The organism is Mycobacterium sp. MOTT36Y, assembly GCF_000262165.1.
Taxonomy (GTDB): domain Bacteria; phylum Actinomycetota; class Actinomycetes; order Mycobacteriales; family Mycobacteriaceae; genus Mycobacterium; species Mycobacterium intracellulare.
In genome coordinates, this window is the sequence record NC_017904.1 from 5,181,713 (window position 1) to 5,202,970 (window position 21,258).

Sequence of the window (21,258 nt, forward strand, 5' to 3'; positions counted from 1 at the left end):
GGGCCGAAAACGCAGAAGCGAATGGCATATTCAATGCATGGCAGCAAACGATGACCCGGAAGAGCGGATCCGGGAACTCGAGCGCCCGCTCGCCGAGTCGGCGTGGGCCTCAGAGCAGGGCAGCTCCGCGTCCGCCGGCCAGGCCCATCCGCCGCCGACCCCGGGCGCCCCGCCACCGCCGCCGGCGTGGACCTACGGCGGCCCGGTCACCGGACCGCCGCCGCCGAGCCCCTCGGGCAACCGCGTGTGGTGGATCCTTGGCACCGTCATCGTGATCGGTGTGATCGCACTCGCGGGAGGCATCGCCGCCTTTGCCGCACACCAGATTTCCGGCGTGAAGTCATTCATCACCTCGCCGCCGAGCGTCTCGACGAGTCCCGCCCCGTCGGCCTCGCGGCGAGCAGCGCCGTCGACCTCACCCGCCCCGCCGCGCGGCGCCCGGCTCAGCGTCGCGGGCATCAACGAGAGCCGGACCATCGCGTGCAACGACAACATCGTCAGCGTCAGCGGCGTGTCCAACACGGTGACGATCACCGGGCATTGCGCCAGCCTCTCGGTCTCCGGGGTGCAAAACGCGGTCACCATCGAGGCCGCCGACGCCATCACCGCGTCGGGCTTCAACAACAAGGTGACCTACCACTCGGGCACGCCGAAGATCAGCAACTCCGGCGACTCGAACGTCGTCACCCAGGGCTGAGCCGAAAACGACTGCTACGCAGTCTCTTCGGAGTCGTCGTCGAGGACGCTGACCGCGATGCCATAGGGCAGGAACCGCACCTTGCGTTTCGGGTCGAGGTTGTCCTTGTTCGCGCGCAGGGCGTCGAGCTCGGTCGCGTAGACCTGTTCGACGCGCGCGCCGCCGCCGTCGTCCACGGTGTAGATGGCCCACACGCCCTCGCCGGCCTCGCCGGCGGTCTCGGGCGCGGGGCGGGGTCGCCGCGACATGTCCTCGAAGATCGTCGACCAGCCCGACCTGCCACCGGGAGCGGCGACGAACCTGCTGACGCGCTCGAACACGTCGCGCAGCCCTTCGCTGCCTTCGCGGATCATGCGATCGAATTCGTCCGGGTCGAATCCGAACCCACCGTGCTCGCCCATCCGACCTCCTCGCCAGCGCGTGCCGTCATTGCCAGTGTGCGCTCAACTCCGCGCGTGTGCCACGTGCTAGGGGGCCGGGGGCGGCGCCGGCGGGGTGATCGGGATCGGCACGGTGACGAACGGGAAGTGCAGGTACATGGTCACCGGCGCGGGCCTGGGCGGCGGCGGCGCGGCCGGTGGCGGCGGCGGCGGTGCGACCGGCGGGGGCGCGGGGGCAGGCGCGGCCGGCGGGGGGGCCGCCTGCTCTACCGGTTGGGGCACGTACTGCGGCGTTTGGCGGGTCGGGGCGCGACGGACGGGCGCCGGGGGCGCCGACGTGGCCGTGGTCTGCGGCGCGGGTTGCTGCGCGATCGGGGCGGGCGCGGGCGCGGGGGCGGCCACCTCGGCGGTGGGCGCGGGCGCCGGCGGGGACGTGCTCGGAGCGGGCGGCTGCGCTTGGGGCGGGGTGCTGGGCGGCGCGGCCGGCAGCTGGATGCCGGGGGTGGCAACGCTGACGCCGGCGTTGTGCCCCTCACCCGTCGGCTGATCCGCCGTCAGCGTCACCAGCACGACCCCGGCGATCACGGCGGCGATGCCGGCCAGGGCGCTGCCGGCGAGCAGCATGGCGCGGCTCCGGCGCGGAGGCCGCTGGTCTTCGTCTTCCTCGGCGTCGTCGGCCAGGGCGCTGTACGCGCGGAAACCGGTGCCCGTGCCGGCGTCGCCCCACAGGTCGAGGTGGCTCGGACCGACGGCCAAAGGGCCGAATTCCCCGGTGCCCGGGTCCAGGGCGTAGGCCAGGGCCGCGGTCGACGACGCGAACAGCGGCGCGTTCGCCGAGGCCAGCGCGGCCCCGCGGGCCAGCGCCATGTCCGGCTCCTCGGGTCCGGTCACCCGCAGCGAGGTGGCCGCCTCGATCGCGGGTTTCAGCGCAACGATGTCGGCGCCGCAGCCGACGATGAACACGCCGTCCGCCGCGGACCCGCCCGCGTCCAGACCGGCGACCATCGTCGCCAGCTCGGCGGGCGCCGCGGTGCCGGTGATCCGGCGCCGGTGCAGGTCGACGATGGAACCGTCGCCGACCTCGACCACGGCCAGCGTCGCGCTGGCGGTCTCCACGAACAGCATCGCGATGCGCTCGTAGGCCAGCGCGTCGCCGACCGTCTGCGCCAGCGCGGCCGCAGCCAGCAAGGGCGCGACCATCATCACGTCGCCGAGATCGCTGGCGTTGATGGCCGCCCGCAGGGCGGCGACGTCGGCGGGGTTCGTCCAGGTGACCCCGGTGGAGCTCAACCGGTGGCCGCCCTCGACCACTCCTTCGCGGGTGCCGCCGATCGCGTCGATCACCCGATCGACCGCATTGCCGGCGGCACCCACCTCGAACTCTTCTTGTTCGACGGTCACACCGTCGGCGTCTTGGCCTTCGATCGCTACCAGGCGGACCGTCCCGGGAGCTATCGACACCCCAAGCACGATGTCCACGTAACGCCTCCAAGGTCTTTCGAACGCCCCCCGAGCGAGGGCATGACGGGGAAACCCCATCCGAACTTGGTGACACAAACGTTACCCGCGCGCGCATGGCCGCGCAGATGGACCGCCTAAGCAGGACCGACGCTAATAACCCGGGCCCCAGTAGGGATTCTGCGAACTTCCCGGATACTGCGGATACTCATTCCCCGGATACGGCTGGTACTGCGGATACTCGTTCGACGGGTACTGCGGCGAGTACTGCGGGTACTGGGGGGTCGCCGGGGCCTGCTTCTGCGGAACCTGGATCGGTATCGGCACCGGCAGCAGCGGGACGTGGATCCACTCCGTCGTCATGGGCACCGTGGTCGTGGTGCTGGTGGTGACGGGCTCCTCACTCGTGGGCGGAGGCGGCGACGTCGTCGTGGCCGTCGGTGACGGCGGGGCCGTAGTGGTGACCGTCGGCTGCGGCGGCGCGGTCGTCGTCGGTGGTGCCGTGTGCCGCGGGGTGTAGACCGGCGCCGGCGGCGCCGTGGTCACCAAGACCGGAGGCGGTGGCGGTGCCGGCGACGGCGGGGGTTCGGGCGGCGGCGGCGCAGGACTTGGGACGGGTTGCGCGCTCGGCGGCGGGGGTGGGGGCACGGCGGTGGGCGGCGGCGGGGCGGCCGGAGCCGGCGCCGCAGGCTTGACGGACGGCGCGGGCGGCGGCGCGACCGACGGCGCCGGCGGGGCCTGACGGTTCTCGATCCCGGTCAGCGTGTAGGCCACGCCGCCGACCGCGGTCATGGCGACCACCGCGGACATCCCGATGATCAGCTGGGAGATCCGAAGGCGCCGCCAGGGCCGCCGTTCCCGGGGTGGGTCGATGACGTTGAGCCGCATCGACCAGCCGGCCGGACCGTCTTCGTCGTAGGTTTCGCCGCCGAATCGCATCCGCAGGTCGCCGGGGTCGTCGGTCTGCGACCACGCCAGTTCGCGATCCGTGAGCGCCTCGTCGTCGATCACCAGCACGTCGCCGGCGCCCAGGTCCACGACGTCGCCGGCGGCGTCGGCCGTCGCGAGCAGCCCGATCGACGTGCGGGTCCGCAGATCCAGCTCGCCCCCGCGGGAGGCCAGGATCAGCGCGCCGCAGGCCGCCGCGAAGGCCGGCTGCGACGGCGTCAGGATCGGCGTGCGCCCGTGCATCGAAAGTCGTTCGGTCACAAGCGGAATGCGTGCCCCGCCACCGACCGTGACCACCGCCGCGAGGTCCGACCAGCTCTTGCGGTAGCGCACCAGCATGTCGTCGAAGGCATAGATGAAGCCAGTCAGCCGATCCTGGATCAGCTCTTCGAGGTCGTCCTGCGTCACCGTCAGGCTGCAACTGCGCCCGCCCAGCTCGGCGACGATGTCGGTGGCCATGTCGACCGAAAGGCGTTCCTTGGCCGCGCGGCACTGTTCCCTGAGTTCGCCGAGCTGCCCGACACCGGCGGTGCTGCCGGGGTCCAGGCCGCTGCCGTGGCCCAGCTCCTCGAAGGCGCGCAGCTGCAATTCCTGGTCGATCTCGTCGCCGGACAACGCGGTGTAGCGCATTGTGGCGCTGACGAGTTCGAAGTCACCGGCAATGTTCACCAGGGTGGCTGACGTGCCGCTGCCGCCGAAGTCGAGCAGCCCGACGATGCCGTCGTCGGGCAGGCCGAGCTCGGATTTCACCGCGGTCAGCGACGCGATCGCGTCCGAGACCAGGCGGGGCGCCATTCCGCTTCGGACGAACCCCACATGCGTCCGCAGGGCGTCGCGCAGCGCCTGCACCGTGCTCGGTTTCCAGTGCGCGGGAACGGCGATGGAGATCTCCGAAGCCGCCGCATCGGCGCCGGCGGCGAGCACCATCGCGTCCAGGGCCTCCACCGTCAGCAGCTCCGGATCATGCGCGGAACCGTCGGGCGACACCAGCGCGACCGAGTCCCCGATGCGCTCGACGAAGTTTCTCATCGGCACGCCGGGTTCGGCTAGCGGCGGATTCTCTTCGGGCACACCAATTTTCGGCGCACAGTGCGGATAAAGGGTGAGCACGCAGCGGCGGTTAACCGGTGGGCTTCCATTACGCGCAGCGACCAGGTTCGTGGTCCCGATCGACAACCCAAGTGGGTCGTACATAGAGCGAAAACCTTCGTCTATAGGGGTCGGTGGCCAGCGTTAACCATAGCCTCGGACACGCCCAAAGCCGATGCTTCGCAATGTCATTGGTATCCGCTCGATGCACTTGCGTCACCGAAGCGGTACCGAAAACCCCTTGACAAGTAGCTTTTCGTTACAACACCGTCAGCGGCAGCGAACGCCTGGGCTCGAACTGGAAGGTCGATCCGCCGCTGACCCGGACCACCGAAACCTCTGGCAGTTCCTCGGTGGGCGAGTCGGTTTCAACCAGTTCGGCGGTCCAGTCGGTGGCGGTTCCGCTAAGTCGAACCTCGATGCGCGGATCCACCGCGGTGGCGATCGCCTGCAGCGGCTGCACGGATTCCGGGGAGCACAACGAGATCCAGGCACGGTCGTCGTGCGCCGGCGACGGGCGGACGTGCAGCCGGTTCGACTCCGTCTCGGCGACAACGTAGCCCGCGGGGTTCAGCAGCGGGTGCAGCTCGAGCACCCGCAGGACGCCTTCGGCCCCGCCCGGAAGCTTCAGCGCGCGGTGAATGCGTTCGGCGGCCACGCCCGCGATGCCGATCAGGCCGCGGGTGCACACGCCGAGGGATTCGTCGTCGCCGGCGGCACGCGCGGCCACCGCGATCGCGAACGACAGATACAGCAGGTGCATCTGCAGGCACACCTCGTCGGCCATCCGGACCAGCGCCGAATGCGAGAAGGCGGCGAAGTCGAAGTCGGACAGCAACGGGCCCGAGTAGTCCGCCTGCCCCTCGTCCGAGCGATCGATGGGGTCGAGTTCCCATGTCGCGGCGCGGGTTTGGCTGACGACCTCCAGGGCCGGGATGGCCTGCGCCTCGGGGTAGGACTCGTCGATGATGACGGTCCACGCGCAGTGCGGATGCCGGTCCGCCGGCGTTCGCGGCGGGCGGTGGATGGGGCGCACCTGCGCGCGCGGGTTGGTCGCGATCGCGGTGGCGTCAAAGGTCGGGTCCTCGATGGTGTGGCACATCCCGAAGACGTACTGTTCGCCCATCGGCTCCACGTCGAGCAGGGCGCCGCAGTGGTCCAGCTGGAATTCGCCGTGCCAACGGTCGTGGACGGTGTAGCGGAAATCCATGAATTGCGGTGGCGCACCGATATCGAGCTGCAGGCCCTTGAAAATCGTGGGCACGTCGTCGCCCTCGTAGTTCAGCGCTTTCTGCATGCGCCGGGTGTAGATCGGGCTGGCGCCCGCCCATTCCTCGATGGCGATCTGGACCATCTCGTCGCGGCCGAACGAGGAGATGCACCAGGCCATCCCCGACCGGTCGATCAGCTGTCCGATCAGCAGCAGTTCGGGAACCAGGACGACGAGTTCGTCGCGGGACAGTTGCGCGTATCGCGAGGGGCTGCTCACGCCCCAAAAATAGACTCGGCTATGTTATAAAGTCAACAATGTCCATCGTTGCCGGCCAGCCGCCCGGTCGCCCCGTCGGGCCCACCCGGCGTACCACCGCGCCCCGCAAGCGCGGCGATGACACCCGGGCGAAGATCATCGACGAGACGGTCCGCTGCATCGTGGAGGAGGGGTTTTCCGCCGCCACCGCCAAGCACGTGGCCGAACGCGCCGGCGTGACCTGGGGGGTAATCCAGTATCACTTCGGGGACCGCAACGGCCTGCTGATGGCGGTCGTGGACGACGGCGTGGCCCGCTTGGTGGACAGCCTGTCGTCGGCCGACGTCAGCGAGCTGCCGCTGCGGGAACGCATCGAGGTCGTCGTCGACACCGCGTGGGGCTGCTACAGCAGCCCGACGTCGATGGCCGCCTTCGAAATCCTGCGCGAGACCCGCGGCGGCGGCGACCCGTCGTCGCGGCGTCACCTGCTCGACATGAACGCCGCGATCGGCCAACTGGGGCGGTTGATCACCACCGAACCCGCGCATGCCGGTGTGGCCGAGGTCATTTGGGCCACGTTGCGCGGTGTGGTGCTGGCGCAGATGGTCACGGGCACGGCCATCGATTGGAGCCTGGAACGGCGTGCCCTCATCGACATGGTCACCGCCTACCTTGCCGACCGCGACACTTAAACTACGCACACGACACGCCGCGCAATGTGGCCGTGGTTTACGTCTCGGCGACCGGCTCTTCGATGCGAACTTGGGCTGCTCACCAGCGTGTGCTGCAATGACCTGATGACCCTCGACGATCTCGCCGATATCGAAGCGATCAAGCAAGTCAAATACCGGTATCTGCGCGCGCTGGACACCAAGCATTGGGATGACTTCGCTGACACCCTGGCCGAGGACATCAAGGCCGATTACGGGCCGTCGATCGGCAACGAGCTGCACTTCACCAACCGCGCCGAGTTGGTGCAGTACATGCGAACGTCGCTGCCCGCGAACGTCATCACCGAGCACCGGGTGACCCATCCGGACATCACCGTCACCGGCGACACCGCAACGGGCAGTTGGTATCTGCAGGACCGGGTCATGGTGTCCGACCTGAACTTCATGTTGATCGGGGCGGCCTTCTACCGCGACACCTACCGCCGCACCGAGGCCGGGTGGAAGATCAGCGGCACCGGTTACGACCGAACCTATGACGCCACAATGTCTTTGGAGGGCACGAACTTCACGCTCAAACCCGGTCGGGCCATCGCCACCGACTGAGGCGCTACTTCGTGATGGCGATGACGGCGCCGGGCCGCAGCCACTTCATGATCGACACCAGCTGAGCGTCGTCGACGGCCACGCACCCCTCGGTGGGCTTGCCGTCGGTGGTGTGGAAGAAGAACGCGGCGCCCCCGCCCGGGGTCTTGTTCTTGTTGACGCCCATCACGACCGCGTGCTTGTACTGCGAGATCTGCAGGTTCTCGCTCTCGGCCGTGTTGAACGGGCACTGGGCCTTCTGGCACACCTGCATCGAGTTGAAGGTGGCGCTGTGGTCGTCGCCGCTCCACCAGTAGTTTCCCCCGGTGATCTGGGTGTAGGGCAGCCCGGTGCCGGGATTCGGCGCGGTGCCGAAGGCGGAGTCCAGGGTGTAGACGCCCATCGGGGTGGCCGGGACGCCGCTCTTGGCCTGCGGCGCCATCCCCGCCGAACCGACGTGGGTGGGAATGCCGGAACGCAGCGACTGCCAGCCGGTGCCGGTGCGCTGGAAGACCTCCATGGTCGCGTTCGAGCCGCCGGTGCTCACCACCGAAACCACCTGTGTCGCATTGCCGACCGCGTTCGCGAACCAGGGAGCGCCGGCAGCCGCGCCGATCGGCGCGAGCACCACCGAGGCGAAAATCACGCACGCCGCAGCGCACAGTGACGTGAGCAGTCGGTGCATGCACTCCATCGTCAGACCCGCGCATCCTCGCGGTCAAGTAAAGCTTTAGCCCCGGTTAGGTCACCGCGTCGTGACCAAATGCCCACCGCCGCAGGGCTTTAGCTCGGGGGGTCGGGGGCGGAGGGACGAAAACCCCAGAGGCACACCAGGAAATACAGGTATCCCAGCGACCAGCCGGCCAGCACATCCGACGGGTAATGCACGTTCAGCGCCACCCGGGAGAGGCCGACCGCCGGCAGCGCCACCGCCACCGCGGCGACCGCGGCGCGCCGCGCCCCCACGTTCATCATCGGCAGCGCAAACGACAGCATCGCGAGCAGCCCGGCGGTCGCCTCGAGCGCATGACCGGACGGAAACGAGGTAGCGGACGCCGGGACCAGCATGGTCGGCGGCCGCGGGCGGTCGGCCAGCGCCTTGGCCGCCGCCGTCGCGAACTCGTTGCACGGCGCGCACGCCAGCACCAGCACCAGCGCGGCCCGCAGTTGGCGCATCACCAGGGCGAGCACCGTCACGGAGATCCCCAGCACGGCCAGCACGCCCGGTCCCAGCACGAACGACACCGATTCGGCGAACCGCAGCCACGACGGGTGCTTGATCGCCAGCGCCCGCGCCCCGTCCAGCAGGGACCAGTCCACGCGGTACAGCCACGCCCAGTGCTGGCGGTAGCCCACCCACATGAGCGCGTACACGGCCGCGGCCAGCGCGGCGATCCCGGCGGCCAACGGCGTCCTCGGGCGGGTCATCACCCACCGATACCAGCACGGCCGCGGCGGCGGCCGTGCGCCCGCCCCACGGAGTCGCGCCGCGCGGTCATACTGGCGGTATGGCCGTCTTTGTCCGCAGGTTGTTCGGCATCGGCAAGCTGCCCGACGAGCTGCACGCCCAGGTCGAATCGGAAGGCCTTATCTACCTTGCCGATTACGTCGCGGTGACCCGGCGTTTCAGCGGCACCATCCCCGGGGTGCGGTTGCCGCACGGCGTCGCCAGCTACACGGGGTCGCTGGCCTTCACCTCGGAGCGGGTGCTGGCAACGCTGTCGATGCTGCCCCGGCTGGCCGGCCCGACGGTCAGCGTGCGCTGGGACGCGCCGCAGACCGGCGCCGCGAACGTGGAGATCTCGTCGACGGGCCTGCAGGTCGACCTCGATGTCTCCGCCGTCGACGCAAAATTCAGCGGCGAGTTGTCGCTGCACTACAAGGTCGCCATCCCGGCCGAGGTGCTCGACACCCTGCCGCGGCGGTCGCTGGCGTTCGACATGCCGCCGGAATACGTGTTCCGCGCGGTCGGCGTTACCTATAGTCCCTGATCGTGATCCGCGGCCACGGCGGCTGCCGCAGCACCGCCAGGCTGCCGATCACCCCGGCCAGCAGGCCGGTGATCACCCCGATCAGGGCGATGCGATTCGCGTCCACGGCCGGCGTCCAGGTGGCCCGGCCGTTGCGGATGGCGAAGACCCCCAGCGGTTTGGCGACCACGATGACCGTGGTGCCGTCGGGGGTCTGGTAGGGCTCGCCATAGCCGCGGCCGGCGGCGGGATCGGCGGCCAGTTGCTCGAGGACATCGGAAGGCTTCACGGGACACTCCCTTCGGGACACGTCCACGCTAATGCGGATTTCCTACGATGGCTGACGTGACCGATCAGGCATTCAGCCCGCAGGAGCGGCGCGCCGTCTATCGCGTCATCTCCGAACGCCGTGACATGCGCCGGTTCGTTCCCGGCGCCGTGGTGGACGAGGAGCTGCTGGCGCGCCTGCTGCAGGCCGCGCACGCCGCGCCCAGCGTCGGGCTGATGCAGCCGTGGCGCTTCATCCGGATCACCGACGCTGCGCTGCGGCGCCGCATCCACGCACTCGTCGACGAGGAACGCCCGCGCACGGCCGCCGCGCTGGGCGAGCGGGGCGACGAATTCCTGGCGCTCAAGGTGGAGGGCATCCTCGATTGCGCCGAACTGTTGGTGGTGGCACTGGGCGACGACCGCGACAGGCACGTGTTCGGGCGGCGCACCCTGCCGCAGATGGACCTCGCGTCGGTGTCGTGCGCCATCCAGAACCTGTGGCTGGCAGCGCGATCCGAAGGGCTCGGCATGGGCTGGGTGTCGCTCTTCGATCCGCAACGGCTGGCCTCGCTGCTCGACATGCCGGACGGGGCGGAGCCGGTGGCCATCCTGTGCCTGGGGCCGGTGCCCGAATTCCCCGATCGCCCGGCCCTCGAACTGGACGGCTGGGCCGTGGCGCGGCCGCTGTCGGAGTTCGTCTGCGAGAACCGGTGGGGGCGCCTCCCGTCCGCCTGACGAGCCGACGCGGCGGGGATCGCCGCAGCACGTTGCGGTATCGTCGCCGGTCGCGGGGCGAGGTGAGAGGTGACGCAATTGACGCCGGGCAAGGACAACGTGCTGATCGTGCACTGGCACGACCTGGGCCGCTACCTCGGCGTCTACGGGCACCCGGACGTGTCGAGCCCCCGAATGGACCGCCTTGCGGCCGAGGGCATCCTGTTCACCCGGGCACACGCCACCGCGCCGCTGTGCTCGCCGTCGCGCGGGTCGCTGTTCACCGGGCGCTATCCGCAATCCAACGGCCTCATCGGCCTGGCGCACCACGGCTGGGAATACCGCAGCGGAATCCGCACACTCCCCCAAATCCTGTCCGAATCGGGTTGGTATTCGGCGCTTTTCGGCATGCAGCACGAGACGTCCTACCCTAGGCGGCTCGGTTTCGACGAGTTCGACGTATCGAACTCCTACTGCGACTACGTTGCAGACAAGGCCGACGAATGGTTGCGGCAAAGCGCCGATGGCCTGGTGGGACAACCCTTTTTGTTGACCGCCGGGTTTTTCGAGACGCACCGCCCCTACCCCGAGGACCGATACACCCCGGCGGAGGGCGCCGACGTCGAGCTGCCCGACTACCTGCCCGACACCCCCGAGGTGCGTGGCGACCTGGCCGCCTTCTACGGGGCGATCAGCGCGGCCGACGCCGCCGTCGGACGGTTGCTGGACACGCTGGCGGACACGGGATTAGACGCCACCACCTGGGTGGTGTTCTTCACCGACCACGGCCCGGCGTTCCCCCGCGCGAAATCCACGCTGTACGACGCGGGAACCGGCATCGGCATGATCATCCGGCCACCCACCGACCGGGGTGTGACGCCACGCGTCTACGACGAGCTGTTCAGCGCCGTCGACCTGGTGCCAACGCTGTTGGGGCTGTTGGGAATCGACGCCCCCGCCGATGTCGACGGTGTCTCGCACGCGGGCATCCTGCTGGAGCCGGACCCGCCCACCACGCCGGTGCGCGACGAGGTGTACACGATGAAGACCTATCACGACTCATTCGATCCGATTCGCGCGGTCCGCACCAAGGACTACAGCTACATCGAGAATTACGCGTCGCGGCCGCTGCTGGATCTGCCCTGGGACATCGAGGAAAGCCCGTCGGGGGTGGCCGTGGCCCCGCTCGTCACGGCGCCGCGGCCCGAGCGGGAGCTCTACGATCTGCGCGCCGATCCCACCGAAACCACCAACCTGCTGGCCGACGACGGCACCGACGCCTCCGACGTCGAGGACGTCGCGGCCGATCTCGCTGTCCTGCTGCATGATTGGCGGCAGCGCACCGGCGACGTCATCCCCTCGGAGTTCGCCGGCACCCGCATCGCCGCGCGGTACACCGAGACGTACCTGCAGATCCATCACGGCGCCAAGCCGACCCCGCGGTCGGCCATCGCCGCCGACCGGGGCATCGAAGAAGGCAAGCCCGCGCAGCGATAGTCGCGGCTGGCCCGATGGTGGCGGCCCGCTACGCGCGGCCCGCGCCGCCCACCACGGCGACGACGAACACCCGCCGGAACGGGAAGATCGTCGAACCGTCGGAGCGCGCCGGATAGGCGTCGGACAGCAGCGGAATCAACTCCTCGCGGAACTGCTGCCAGGCGTCGTCGTCGAGCCGCTCGCGCACCGGGACCAGCGCCGTGCCGGTGATCCACTCCAGCACCGGATGCTCGCCGGTCAGCTGATGCAGATACGTGGTCTCCCAGACGTCGACCCGGCATCCCGCGTCCAGCAGCAGGTTGGCATAGTGCGCGGGCGGCTGGACCACCGCGCCGACGCGAAACGGTATGTCGCGCAACAACTTCGCGTACGGCTCACGGCGGGCCAGCGCCCGCACCGCCGCGTAGGACGGGGATTCGAAGTTGCCCGGCATCTGCACCCCGATCCACGATCCGGGCGCCAGCTCGCCCGCCCACCGCAGCAACAGGTCGGCATGCTCGGGCACCCAGTGCAGGGCCGCGTTGCTGACCACCACGTCGGTGTCGGGCTGGGGCTTCCAGTCGCGCAGGTCGCCGGTGACGGCGTCGATGCCGCGCTCCTTGGCGGCGGCCACCATCTCCGGGGAGCTGTCCATCGCCTCGATCACCGCGTCCGGCCAGCGCCGGCCCAGGTATGTCGTCAGGTGTCCGGGCCCGCAACCGAGATCGACGACGCGGCGCGCCCGCTCGGCGCCCACCCGCGACAGCAGATCGTAGAAGGGCCGGCCGCGGTGATCGGCAAAGGCCAGGTAGACGTCCGGGTCCCACATGTCGGTCCTCCTGATCAACGCGCCGTCGCTAGCCGGCTGATAGCAAACCGTATTACCCCTATGGTGCACCGGCATCACCGCCGTGGTCCCGGGATAAGACCGTAGCGACCGAAACCGGTCGAACATCCTGGAAGCGCGAGCCCGTCCGGCTACCATCGGCGTTCGTGGCGCCCGACATGGATCCGATCGACCCGCCGGTCCCCGTTCCAGACGTTCCCGGCGCCGATGTGCCGGCCGGCGCCGGCGGATTACCCCCCCACTCGGCGTTGTCGCCCCGTCAGCGAATGGTAGTCGAGGCATCGGCCCTCGGAGATCTGGCCCTGCGCACCTGGGTGGCCTCGCTGCTCACCACCACGGTGACACCGTTCGTGGTCGCGGGCGCCCTGCGGCAATCCGATGCCTCGACCGAGCGGAGCAACCTCGACTTCTACGCCGAGCTGGGGGCGGCGGGAGATCCCGCGCGGTCCTTTCCGGCGCCCACCGAGTTGCCGCGGGTGACCTCGCGTCGCGCCAGCCCGCTGGCGGAGTGGGTCGCGCGCGGCACGGTCGACAACATCGCGTTCCCCAGCAGCTTCACCGCGATCAACCCCGCGATGCGCGCGCGCTGGAGCGCGTGGGGATCCAACAACATGGTGCGCGCGCAGCACTGGCGCCACGACGACGGGCCGCGGCCCACGCTGTGCGTCATCCACGGCTTCATGGGGTCGTGGTATCTGGCCAACGGGCGGTTCTTCTCGCTGCCCTGGTACTACCGGGCGGGCTACGACGTGTTGATGTACACGCTGCCCTTTCACGGCAAGCGGGCCGAAAAGTTCTCGCCCTTCAGCGGTTTCGGCTATTTCGCCGGCGGCCTGTCCGGTTTCGCCGAGGCGATGGCCCAGGCCGTGCACGACTTTCGTTCCGTCATCGACTACCTGCGCCACACCGGTGTCGACCGGATCGCGCTCACCGGCATCTCGCTGGGTGGCTACACCTCGGCGCTGGTGGCCTCCGCCGACGATCGGCTCGAGGCCGTCATCCCCAACTGCCCGGTCGTCACTCCCGCGACGCTGTTCGACGAATGGTTCCCGGCCAACAAGCTGGTGCGGATGGGCCTGCGCCTCTCCGATATCAGCCACGAGGCGTTGAGCGCCGGCATGGCGTACCACTGCCCGCTCAGTTACCCGCCGCTGGTCGGCCGGGACCGCCGGATGATCATCACCGGCCTCGGCGACCGGATGGCGCCGCCGGACCACGCCGTCAAGCTATGGCAGCACTGGGATCACTGTGCGCTGCACTGGTTTCCGGGCAGCCACGTGATGCACGTGAGCCAGTTGGACTACCTGCGCCGGATGACCGCGTTCCTGCAGGCGGTCATGTTCTAGCGGCCTCGAGGGTCTCGGTGGTCGCCGAGCTGGTTTCCGGGCCGCCGGCCGACGACGCCCGATGGGCCCCGCCGACCAGGGTGGGCCAGTGCAGCTGGGCGAGCAGGCCCGCGGGCGCGGTCGTGTGTCCGTCCAGCCGCGCCGTCGACAACAGGTCCAGCGCCGTCAGCGCGGGCAGGTGGTTCCCGCGCTGCGGGGTCAGCCCGTCCAGCGGCGCCGTGCGCTCCGGCGGGGTGTCGGTCTGGAACGCGCACGCCACCGCGACGGTCGGGTGGGCCTTGTCGCCGGCGATCTCCAGCGCGGTGCAGGTCTCGCGGGCGGAATGCGACCGGATGGCGTCCAGCGTCTCCGGCAAGGCCTCGTCCACCCGGATCTGGTATGCCGCAATGTAATCCGATGCGCCGCGCTGCACGCCGCGCCATCGCTCGCGGGGGTTGGACGTCAACAGCCGGGGAACGTCGTCGGGTGCGACGGCGGTCGCTTCCCATCCGATCTCGCGGAGGTGGTCGGCCAGGCGCCGCGCCGCGACCTGAGCGGTCTCCTGCAGCGGGATCCGCGGCGAGCGGGCCCGCAGCGCGGCCAGGTTTTCCGGCGCCGACACGGTGAGCCCGATCCAGGTCTCGCGCCGCGACGCGTCGGAGGCGTTGTCCCGGCTGGTGATCCGGATCTTGTCCGCCCGGATGCCGTAGCGGTCCAGGTAGCCGGCGATCAGCGGCAGCGGCAGCACGTCGGAGTCGTCCTCCGGTGCGCCCACCCGGACCAGGGCGGTGGTCGCCGTGGCGGGGGGCTGCGGGGTGAACGCGTTGGCGCGCCCGATGATCGCCAGGCGGCGGCGCACCAAGGTGGTGAAATACAGGCCACCCCACCAGCCGAACAGCACGATCACGACGGCCGCCGCGATGCCGAGCAGCCAGTAGTCTCGTGGCGATCGCCACGGGTAGGCCATAACCGCGGGCACAATGGCCAAGAGCGCCAACGTGATTCGCCCGCTCCCGGGGGTAGGTATCGACATTTTCACGGGGTGGGGTCCTTTCGACGGCGTGCGGCGATCGTGGTGACCGCGCCGGCCACGGCGACCAGCACGGCCAGCACGGCGGTGCCGACCACCGCGACGGTCCGCGGTGTGGTGTTCTCCGGCGCCGGCGCCGGAGGCAGAGCGACCTGCTTGGCCGCCGCCCCGCTCGGCTGGGCGCCGGCGGGTAATTGCCACGTCAGCGCGGCCACCGGGTCCACGCTGCCGGCGCCGACCACGTTGGACGGGTCGCGGGCGCCGTTGTGCGCGGTCGCGGTGATGCGATGCGTCACCGCGGTGGCGGACAGGTCGGGATACTTGCTGCGCACCAGCGCGGCGACGCCGGCGACGTAACCGGCCGCGTAGCTGGTGCCCTTGAGGGCGACCAGTTGCTGATGGTCGTCGGGCAGGCCGTTCGCCAGGCCCGCGCCGTCATCGTTGCCCACCGACACGATGCGCTCGCCCGGCGCCGCGACACCCACCCACGGGCCCGCCACGGTGAATTTCGACGGCTGGCCCTCCGGGGTCAGCGACGCCACCGAAAGCACGTAGGGCTGCCACAACGACGGGATGGACACGGAGGTGACGCCGGCCCAGTTGCGCGGATCGTTCGGACGGCTCAGGTCGGTGAGCGGATTGGATTCGCACGACGTCCCACCGGCGAACGATCCGGTCGGTCCGCTGTTGCCCGCGGCGGCCACGATCACCGCGTCCTTGTCCACCGCCGCGTAGCGCACGGCGGCACCGAGGGCGGCCTGGTCGACGGGGCGGTCGACGGGCAGGCAGGTGGCCGAGCCGACGTCGATCACCCGGGCGCCGAGGTCGGCCGCGTGCACGATGGCCCGGGCGAGGGTCGTGACCTCGGTCGACACCCGCGCCATCAGCGGGTCGCCGCCCGGCGTGCGGGGGGAGAACCTGGCCGACGACGTCCTGATCGACACCACCCGCGCCGCGGGGGCCACGCCCGAGAACCCGTCGTCCGGCGACGGCTGGCCGGCGATGATCCCGGCGACCAGCGTGCCGTGTCCGTCGCAGTCGGTCAGGCCGTCGGTGGCCTCGACGAAGTCGCCGCCCGGCTCGACATTGGGCAGCCGCGGGCCCGGCCGCACCCCGGTGTCGAGGACGGCGACCAGCTGACCGTCGCCACGCGAGAACTGCCATGCCGCAGGCAGATTCAGCGCCGACTGGCTGGGCGTGGGGGCGCCCGGATCGCTGCCCGGGATGACCCCGGACGTCACGCACGGTCCGCGCTGCTCCATCGGCTGCACCGGCCCCGGCGCCCCGCTCGGTGGGGGGACGCCGGGATCGACCGTCGGCGGGCTGATCGCGAAAGCCGGCGGACTCGTCCACGTCGCGGTGGCCGGCAACAGGGCCAACACCGCCGCGAAGCAGGCTGATGCCGATCGAATCATCGATTGAGCACCAGGCTGAACAACCCGACCACGAACGCCATGACGGGGATCAGCGAGGCGTCGAGTCCCGCCGCGGCGAAGCCCACCAGCCGGCGCACCGGAAGCGAATAGCTCTCCGGCTCAGCGATTCCCGGGTTCAACGCCAGCACGATCCACACCGCCACGAGCGCCAGGAGCACCACGGCCGCACCGAGGGCGGCGCCGTAGCGTCCCGTCGCCGTGTAGATCACCAGCAGCACGCCGGCGGTCAGGAAGGGCTGGGCGAGCAGCCATGCCTTGCAGGCGGCCGAATCCCACACCCGGGCGCGCAGCACCGATGCCGCGGCGGTCGCCCCGACGACGTACCAACCCGCGCCGCTCAGCGTCTCCGGGCGCAGCGCGATCGCGACCGAGCCCAGGACGCTGAGCAACACCGCGGCGGCGATGAATCCGCTCTGGTGGGCGTCGCTGATCCGGACCCGGCGGGGCAGGTCCTCGAGCACCTGCAGCGAGGGCGCCGACGGCGTGGGATCCCCGGGCGCCGGGATGACCGGCAGCGGGAAACGGGCCCACAGCGCGGACATTTGCGCCGCCTCGATGGTGACCAGCAGCGCGGCCACGATCAGCCCGCAGCCGATGGCGACCAGCTTGACGTGCCACAGCAATTCGGCTCCGGCGGCCAGCAGCACCGCGGCGCCCAGCACCGCGGTCGCGGTGAAGAATCCGGCGATGCGTTCCCGTTCGGCGCTGGGCACCATCAAGGCGATCAGCGACCACGCGGCGACACCGGCCGCGGCCAGCATCACCTGCGCCGGGCCGAACCTGCCCGGCACCGCCAGCACCAGCGCGGCGGCGATGGGCACCAGCGCGGCGATCGACAGCGCCGTGCCGGTGCGCGCCGAGCGCGCCGTGACGAGCAGGCCGACGATGGCGGTCAGCGCCGCCACCGCGCTGACCGCAACCAGCCCGGACAGCGCGCCGGTGGCGACGCGGTAGGTGACCGACAGGCCGGTCGCCAGGAAGGCCACGGCGATCGCCGCGGCCAGCGCGCCACGCTGGATATGCGTTGTGCCCCAAGGCTTGAGCCGAGAGGTGGAGAAAATCATCGCGGCGTCGGCGATGTCCTCGACGATTCCGGGTGCGGCCGGGCCGGCCGGCACCGGCTGCAGCGCGAGCAGGTCACCGTCGACGACGCCGACCGTGTCCAGGCTCGCATCCAGACTGAACGGCGCGCCACCGATGGGCGCCAGGCTCAGTTGGGTCGCGCCACCGACCTCGGCGGCGCCGCGCGAGCCGGAGGCATCCTCCGCGTCGCCGTTCGCGGTGGCCGGGACCACCAAACGCTGGACCGCGGGCAGGATTTCGCGCAGCGGCAGCTCGGCGGGCAGGGCCATTTCCGTCAACCTGCTGTCCGCGAGAATTGCCACGCGGACGATCGGCATGACGGTTCCGGACGTCACCGGACCCTCGAAGAATGTTGCGGCCGTTCCTGGAACATCGTGCTCTCTTCTCTATTTCTTTCAGTGTTGGACGGACAGTGTTGAATTCGAAAAGTCTCGTGCTAGCCGGTGTTCGGCGAACCATCCGGCGTCGGGCAATTGGGCGGTCAATTGTTCGATCGCGACGGCGATCGCGAACGGGGTGCCGGGCGCGAAGGTCGAAACCCACTCGCCGTCGAACGCGCGGGACGGGCTGACCAGGACCCGGCCCTCGCTTGCGTCGACAATGCTCATCCCCACCTCGGTGGTGGAGTGTCGGCCGTCGCGGTGGCAGCCGGCGACGATCTCGACGTAGCTTCGCGACCCGTTGAACACCGACTCCACCACAGGACGCGCAGATTGCGGGATACCCAGATAGTCAAGGACTTCGGCGAGTGGCGCACCGGAACGCAGCCGCTCGTCGGCGCGGGCGCCCACCCGGGTCGGCATGCTGAACTCGTCGAACCGAGCCGGTTGCCGCTGGGCGAGCCCGACGCACAGGACCGGAACCAGGGCGCGTGGATCGTCGATGTCCATGGCGGTGAACGTGATCAGCTGCGCGCTGCGCAACGCGACCACCGTCCTCGACGGCCGGCCGCCGGCCCCGGCGCGCTGCGCGACGATGCCGCGCAGTAGCTCGCCGGCGCCGCCGGCCGCACCGGCGTCCTTGGCGGGGCCGACGTAGCGCAGGTCGAGCCACCGCTCGGGAAAACACACCACTTTGATCCACTCGGCAACCGCGGGGTTGATGAGCCCGCCTTCCGATACCAGGCCCATCTGGGTGAGCTCCGCCTTCTGACGGTCGAGGAACGCGTTGCGTTCCGCGGCATCACGATAGGGGCAGGTGATTGCCAATACCCACGGGAAGCTTCCCGCCCCAATCGTTTCCGCGATGAACCACGCGTGGTCGACCGTCAGCTCGACGGCGTTGGGAGCTGGTTCCATCAGGCTCGTTCAGCCACGAACTAGCCGCCCCACTTGGCGGCTTCGGCCTGGTCGCGGGCCAGCATCGACATGGTGTTGGCCTCGTGGGTGCTGGCCATCGACTGGTACGCGCGCACCAGGCTTTCCATGGCCTGGTTCCACTGGGCCTGCCACACCTGGTAGGTCATACCGGTGTCACCCTGCCAGGCGTTGGACAGCGTGGCCTGTTCGGCGGAGATGTCGGCGCCGAGCCCCTGCATCGTGCCGGCGTAGCCCGACATGTCGGCGGCGTGGCTCAACATCGCCGGGTAGTTGTACATGATCTGCGACATCAGAAGTCCTTTCGCGGTTTGGTGGCGTCTAAGGGTGGCTGGATCAGAACGCGGTGTAACCGGAGGCGGCCGCCGCGTCCGCGGCCACGTAGGTGCCGGCGGCGTCGCCGAGGTTGGCCTGGGCGATATCCAGCAGCGTGTTGACCCGTGCGGCGACCTCCACGAACCGCGCGTGCGCGGCCTGGAACGCCGCCGAGGACTCGCCCTGGTGGAAGGCCTGCGCCGACATCGCTTCCTGCTCGGCCTGGCTGATCGTGCTGCGCAGCAACGCGGCCTTGGCGCTGAACGCCGACTGCGAGGCAACCAACTGCGGGATATGAGCGTCCAACATACTCATGGTGATTCCTTTCTATTGCGTCCGTTGGGGTTTGGAGTAGTTCACCTGGATGTGGCTGACTGCCTTATCCCCCCTTCCCCGGTTCGGCTGGGCCCCTACCGTTGACGGCGTCCTGCTCCCACGTGCCGGGCACCATCGGCATCCGTGGGCCGCCGCCGAAGTCGTCGTCGGCCAGCTTGGTCAATCCCGCCGCCTGAAACGCCTTCTGCCTCTGCTTGGTTCCGGCGAACCCGAGCGGTCCGGCCCCCTGGGCCGAAGCCACCGCGGCAGCCAGCTCTTCCTCGTCGCCGTAGTCCGGGGGCACACCGAAATCGGATTCCATGTCCGCGAATTCGTCGGCGTGGTCGTGCAGCGCGGCTCGCCGCCTGCGCCGAGCCCGCGCCTCGGCGCGGGCCGGTGCCGCCGCGCCGGCCGCCGGGATCGTCGCCGCGGGCGCCTTGGCCCCGCCGCGCCCGGTCAGGGTGGGACCGACGCCGGTGTCCGGGTCAGCGCCGTAGGCGACCACGTAGGCCAAGTTTCCGGCCGCCGCCGCCGGCGCCGGGGCCGCCGGCGCGCCGGTGCCGGCCGCGACTGTGGTGGCTGGGGCGGCGGCGGGAGTCGCCACCGTCGGCGCCATGGCGACCGCCGGCAGCATGGACGGCTTGTTCGACGCCAGCACGGGGGCCACCGCGGCCGGGGCCGCCGCCTCCGGCGCGGCCTCGGCCGGCGTGGTGAGCAGGGAGCTGAGGCCGATCCCCAGCAGCAGCGGAATCAGGAACGGTGCGGTCAGGATCGCGCCCCAGGTCGGCCAGCCGACGGCGTTGAAGAACACCTGGTAGGCGATGAAGAACAGCAGCGGTCCGTTGGCCGCCAGGAACGCCGGCAGGTTCGAGAAGAAGTCCTGCAGCATCTGCTGGATGTTCTGGAAGAAGTCCTGCAGGAACTTCGACAACTGCTGGATGAAGTTCTGCCACCAGTCCCCGGTGTTCTGTGCGGCGTTGGACGTGAGGTTGTTGGTCTCGCTCCCGGGATTGACGATGGTCGGCGCGGCCATGGTGCGGGGCGCCGCGGCCAGCGCCGAACCCGAGACGGCCTGGTAGGTGCCCATGGTGGTGGCCGCCTGAACCCACATCCGCGCGTAGTCGGCTTCGTTGACCGCGATCGGAATGGTGTTGATGCCAAAGAAATTCGTCCCCACCAACACCGCGTGCACGGCGTGGTTGGTGGCGAGCTCCCCCAGTGTCGGCATCGCCGCCAACGCCGCCGTGTACGCCGTCGCCGCGACCTCTTGTTGCGCCGCGGCGCCCGCGCTGTCGGCGCTGGCCTGCTGCAGCCAGGCCAGGTACGGCAGGTGGGCCGCCACATACTGCTCGGCGCTCGGCCCTTCCCACGCGCCCGCCTGCGCCTCCCCCAGCAGCGCACTGAGTTCCCCGGCCGCCGTGGCGTATTGGGCGCTGAGCGAGGTCCACGCACCGGCGGCCGCCAACAGCGGCCCCGGTCCCGGACCGGCGCTCAGCAACGCCGAATGCACCTCTGGTGGCGACGCCATCCAGATGGGGGCGAGGGGGGCAGTCATCGTCAGGCGCCCGCGATCCCGAACGTCGCAGCGGCCGCGGTGTCACCCGCGAGATAGCTTGCGCCGGCTTCCCCGACGCCGAGACCGGCGCGGCCCAGCTCCTCGACGCCCTGGGCCGCCATGGCCGAGTGCTCCTGGCCCTGAGCGCTGAATCCCATGGCCGTCTGCAGCGACACCGGATCGACCGCCGGCGGGACCACCGCCGTGATCGCCGGGGCCGCCGCCGCGTGTGCGGCGGCCAGCCGTGCCGTCAGCGCCTCCACCGCGGCGCTGGTGGCGGCCAGTCCTTCGGGAACCACTCGCAGCGTCATCT

23 protein-coding genes are annotated in these 21,258 nt (G+C 70.3%); 7 read left to right on the top strand and 16 right to left on the bottom strand.

What is annotated here, in order from left to right; all coding sequences use genetic code 11:
* Positions 1–37 precede the first annotated feature (37 nt).
* The gene (locus W7S_RS23745) at positions 38–697 is read left to right on the top strand and encodes a DUF3060 domain-containing protein (RefSeq protein WP_008261624.1); all 660 of its coding nucleotides are present in this window, start codon (positions 38–40) and stop codon (positions 695–697) included.
* A gap of 14 nt (positions 698–711) precedes the next feature.
* Here W7S_RS23745 and W7S_RS23750 read toward each other — a convergent pair whose 3' ends face one another.
* From W7S_RS23750 to W7S_RS23765, 4 genes are all read right to left on the bottom strand, one after another.
* Positions 712–1,098 carry a hypothetical protein gene (locus tag W7S_RS23750; RefSeq protein WP_008261626.1) on the bottom strand — a complete coding sequence of 129 codons (387 nt, stop codon included), beginning with the start codon at positions 1,096–1,098 and terminating at the stop codon, positions 712–714.
* Between the two features lie 66 nt (positions 1,099–1,164).
* Positions 1,165–2,556: a hypothetical protein gene (locus W7S_RS23755; RefSeq protein WP_008261628.1), complete on the bottom strand. Its 1,392-nt coding sequence runs from the start codon at positions 2,554–2,556 to the stop codon at positions 1,165–1,167.
* A 132-nt stretch (positions 2,557–2,688) separates the two neighbouring features.
* Complete coding sequence (locus W7S_RS23760; RefSeq protein ID WP_014385958.1) at positions 2,689–4,677, bottom strand: Hsp70 family protein; 1,989 nt, start codon at positions 4,675–4,677, stop codon at positions 2,689–2,691.
* Between the two features lie 154 nt (positions 4,678–4,831).
* Positions 4,832–6,061, bottom strand: coding sequence for a hypothetical protein (locus tag W7S_RS23765; protein WP_008261630.1), 1,230 nt, complete (start codon positions 6,059–6,061; stop codon positions 4,832–4,834).
* A 38-nt stretch (positions 6,062–6,099) separates the two neighbouring features.
* On the opposite strand from W7S_RS23765, the gene W7S_RS23770 reads away from it, so the two are divergent.
* Both W7S_RS23770 and W7S_RS23775 read left to right on the top strand, forming a co-directional pair.
* Positions 6,100–6,732, top strand: a complete 633-nt coding sequence (locus tag W7S_RS23770; RefSeq protein ID WP_008261631.1) for a TetR/AcrR family transcriptional regulator — start codon at positions 6,100–6,102, stop codon at positions 6,730–6,732.
* 105 nt (positions 6,733–6,837) lie between these two features.
* Positions 6,838–7,314 carry a nuclear transport factor 2 family protein gene (locus W7S_RS23775; protein ID WP_170320616.1) on the top strand — a complete coding sequence of 159 codons (477 nt, stop codon included), beginning with the start codon at positions 6,838–6,840 and terminating at the stop codon, positions 7,312–7,314.
* Between the two features lie 4 nt (positions 7,315–7,318).
* On the opposite strand, the gene W7S_RS23780 is transcribed toward W7S_RS23775, so the two are convergent.
* Together W7S_RS23780 and W7S_RS23785 are read right to left on the bottom strand one after the other, a co-directional pair.
* On the bottom strand, positions 7,319–7,978 hold the full coding sequence (locus tag W7S_RS23780) for a L,D-transpeptidase (RefSeq protein WP_008261633.1): 660 nt from the start codon (positions 7,976–7,978) through the stop codon (positions 7,319–7,321).
* 98 nt (positions 7,979–8,076) lie between these two features.
* Positions 8,077–8,721 carry a phosphatase PAP2 family protein gene (locus W7S_RS23785; RefSeq protein WP_036429544.1) on the bottom strand — a complete coding sequence of 215 codons (645 nt, stop codon included), beginning with the start codon at positions 8,719–8,721 and terminating at the stop codon, positions 8,077–8,079.
* Between the two features lie 80 nt (positions 8,722–8,801).
* Here W7S_RS23785 and W7S_RS23790 point away from each other — a divergent pair, with 80 nt between their 5' ends.
* Complete coding sequence (locus W7S_RS23790) at positions 8,802–9,284, top strand: hypothetical protein (protein ID WP_008261638.1); 483 nt, start codon at positions 8,802–8,804, stop codon at positions 9,282–9,284.
* Here the strand turns inward: W7S_RS23790 and W7S_RS23795 are convergent.
* Positions 9,268–9,552 carry a hypothetical protein gene (locus W7S_RS23795; RefSeq protein ID WP_008261641.1) on the bottom strand — a complete coding sequence of 95 codons (285 nt, stop codon included), beginning with the start codon at positions 9,550–9,552 and terminating at the stop codon, positions 9,268–9,270. The two genes, W7S_RS23790 and W7S_RS23795, sit on opposite strands and share 17 nt — an antisense overlap.
* 47 nt (positions 9,553–9,599) lie before the next feature.
* Here W7S_RS23795 and bluB point away from each other — a divergent pair, with 47 nt between their 5' ends.
* Together bluB and W7S_RS23805 are read left to right on the top strand one after the other, a co-directional pair.
* A complete protein-coding gene (bluB, locus tag W7S_RS23800) occupies positions 9,600–10,268 on the top strand; it encodes a 5,6-dimethylbenzimidazole synthase (RefSeq protein WP_008261643.1) in 669 nt (222 codons plus the stop codon).
* 69 nt (positions 10,269–10,337) lie between these two features.
* Entirely contained in the window at positions 10,338–11,744 is a 1,407-nt protein-coding gene (locus tag W7S_RS23805) for a sulfatase (protein WP_008261645.1), read from the top strand.
* A 28-nt stretch (positions 11,745–11,772) separates the two neighbouring features.
* Here W7S_RS23805 and W7S_RS23810 read toward each other — a convergent pair whose 3' ends face one another.
* Positions 11,773–12,552 carry a trans-aconitate 2-methyltransferase gene (locus W7S_RS23810; protein WP_008261646.1) on the bottom strand — a complete coding sequence of 260 codons (780 nt, stop codon included), beginning with the start codon at positions 12,550–12,552 and terminating at the stop codon, positions 11,773–11,775.
* 176 nt (positions 12,553–12,728) lie between these two features.
* Here W7S_RS23810 and W7S_RS23815 point away from each other — a divergent pair, with 176 nt between their 5' ends.
* A complete protein-coding gene (locus tag W7S_RS23815) occupies positions 12,729–13,916 on the top strand; it encodes a S9 family peptidase (RefSeq protein ID WP_008261648.1) in 1,188 nt (395 codons plus the stop codon).
* On the opposite strand, the gene eccE is transcribed toward W7S_RS23815, so the two are convergent.
* From eccE to W7S_RS23855, 8 genes are all read right to left on the bottom strand, one after another.
* Positions 13,906–14,928: a type VII secretion protein EccE gene (gene eccE / locus W7S_RS23820; RefSeq protein WP_036429549.1), complete on the bottom strand. Its 1,023-nt coding sequence runs from the start codon at positions 14,926–14,928 to the stop codon at positions 13,906–13,908. The genes W7S_RS23815 and eccE overlap by 11 nt on opposite strands.
* 2 nt (positions 14,929–14,930) lie before the next feature.
* Positions 14,931–16,340: a type VII secretion-associated serine protease mycosin gene (mycP, locus tag W7S_RS23825; RefSeq protein ID WP_008261653.1), complete on the bottom strand. Its 1,410-nt coding sequence runs from the start codon at positions 16,338–16,340 to the stop codon at positions 14,931–14,933.
* Entirely contained in the window at positions 16,337–17,761 is a 1,425-nt protein-coding gene (eccD, locus tag W7S_RS23830; protein WP_085976522.1) for a type VII secretion integral membrane protein EccD, read from the bottom strand. Before eccD ends, mycP begins: the two co-directional genes overlap by 4 nt.
* Before the next feature lie 78 nt (positions 17,762–17,839).
* Positions 17,840–18,742, bottom strand: a complete 903-nt coding sequence (locus tag W7S_RS23835; protein WP_008261661.1) for an ESX secretion-associated protein EspG — start codon at positions 18,740–18,742, stop codon at positions 17,840–17,842.
* Between the two features lie 20 nt (positions 18,743–18,762).
* Positions 18,763–19,053: a WXG100 family type VII secretion target gene (locus W7S_RS23840; RefSeq protein ID WP_008261663.1), complete on the bottom strand. Its 291-nt coding sequence runs from the start codon at positions 19,051–19,053 to the stop codon at positions 18,763–18,765.
* 43 nt (positions 19,054–19,096) lie between these two features.
* On the bottom strand, positions 19,097–19,390 hold the full coding sequence (esxG, locus tag W7S_RS23845) for a type VII secretion system protein EsxG (RefSeq protein ID WP_008261664.1): 294 nt from the start codon (positions 19,388–19,390) through the stop codon (positions 19,097–19,099).
* Positions 19,391–19,454: 64 nt separating this feature from the next.
* Positions 19,455–20,945, bottom strand: a complete 1,491-nt coding sequence (locus tag W7S_RS23850) for a PPE family protein (RefSeq protein WP_036429551.1) — start codon at positions 20,943–20,945, stop codon at positions 19,455–19,457.
* 2 nt (positions 20,946–20,947) lie between these two features.
* Positions 20,948–21,256, bottom strand: coding sequence for a PE family protein (locus tag W7S_RS23855; protein ID WP_008261668.1), 309 nt, complete (start codon positions 21,254–21,256; stop codon positions 20,948–20,950).
* Between the last annotated feature and the right edge of the window lie 2 nt (positions 21,257–21,258).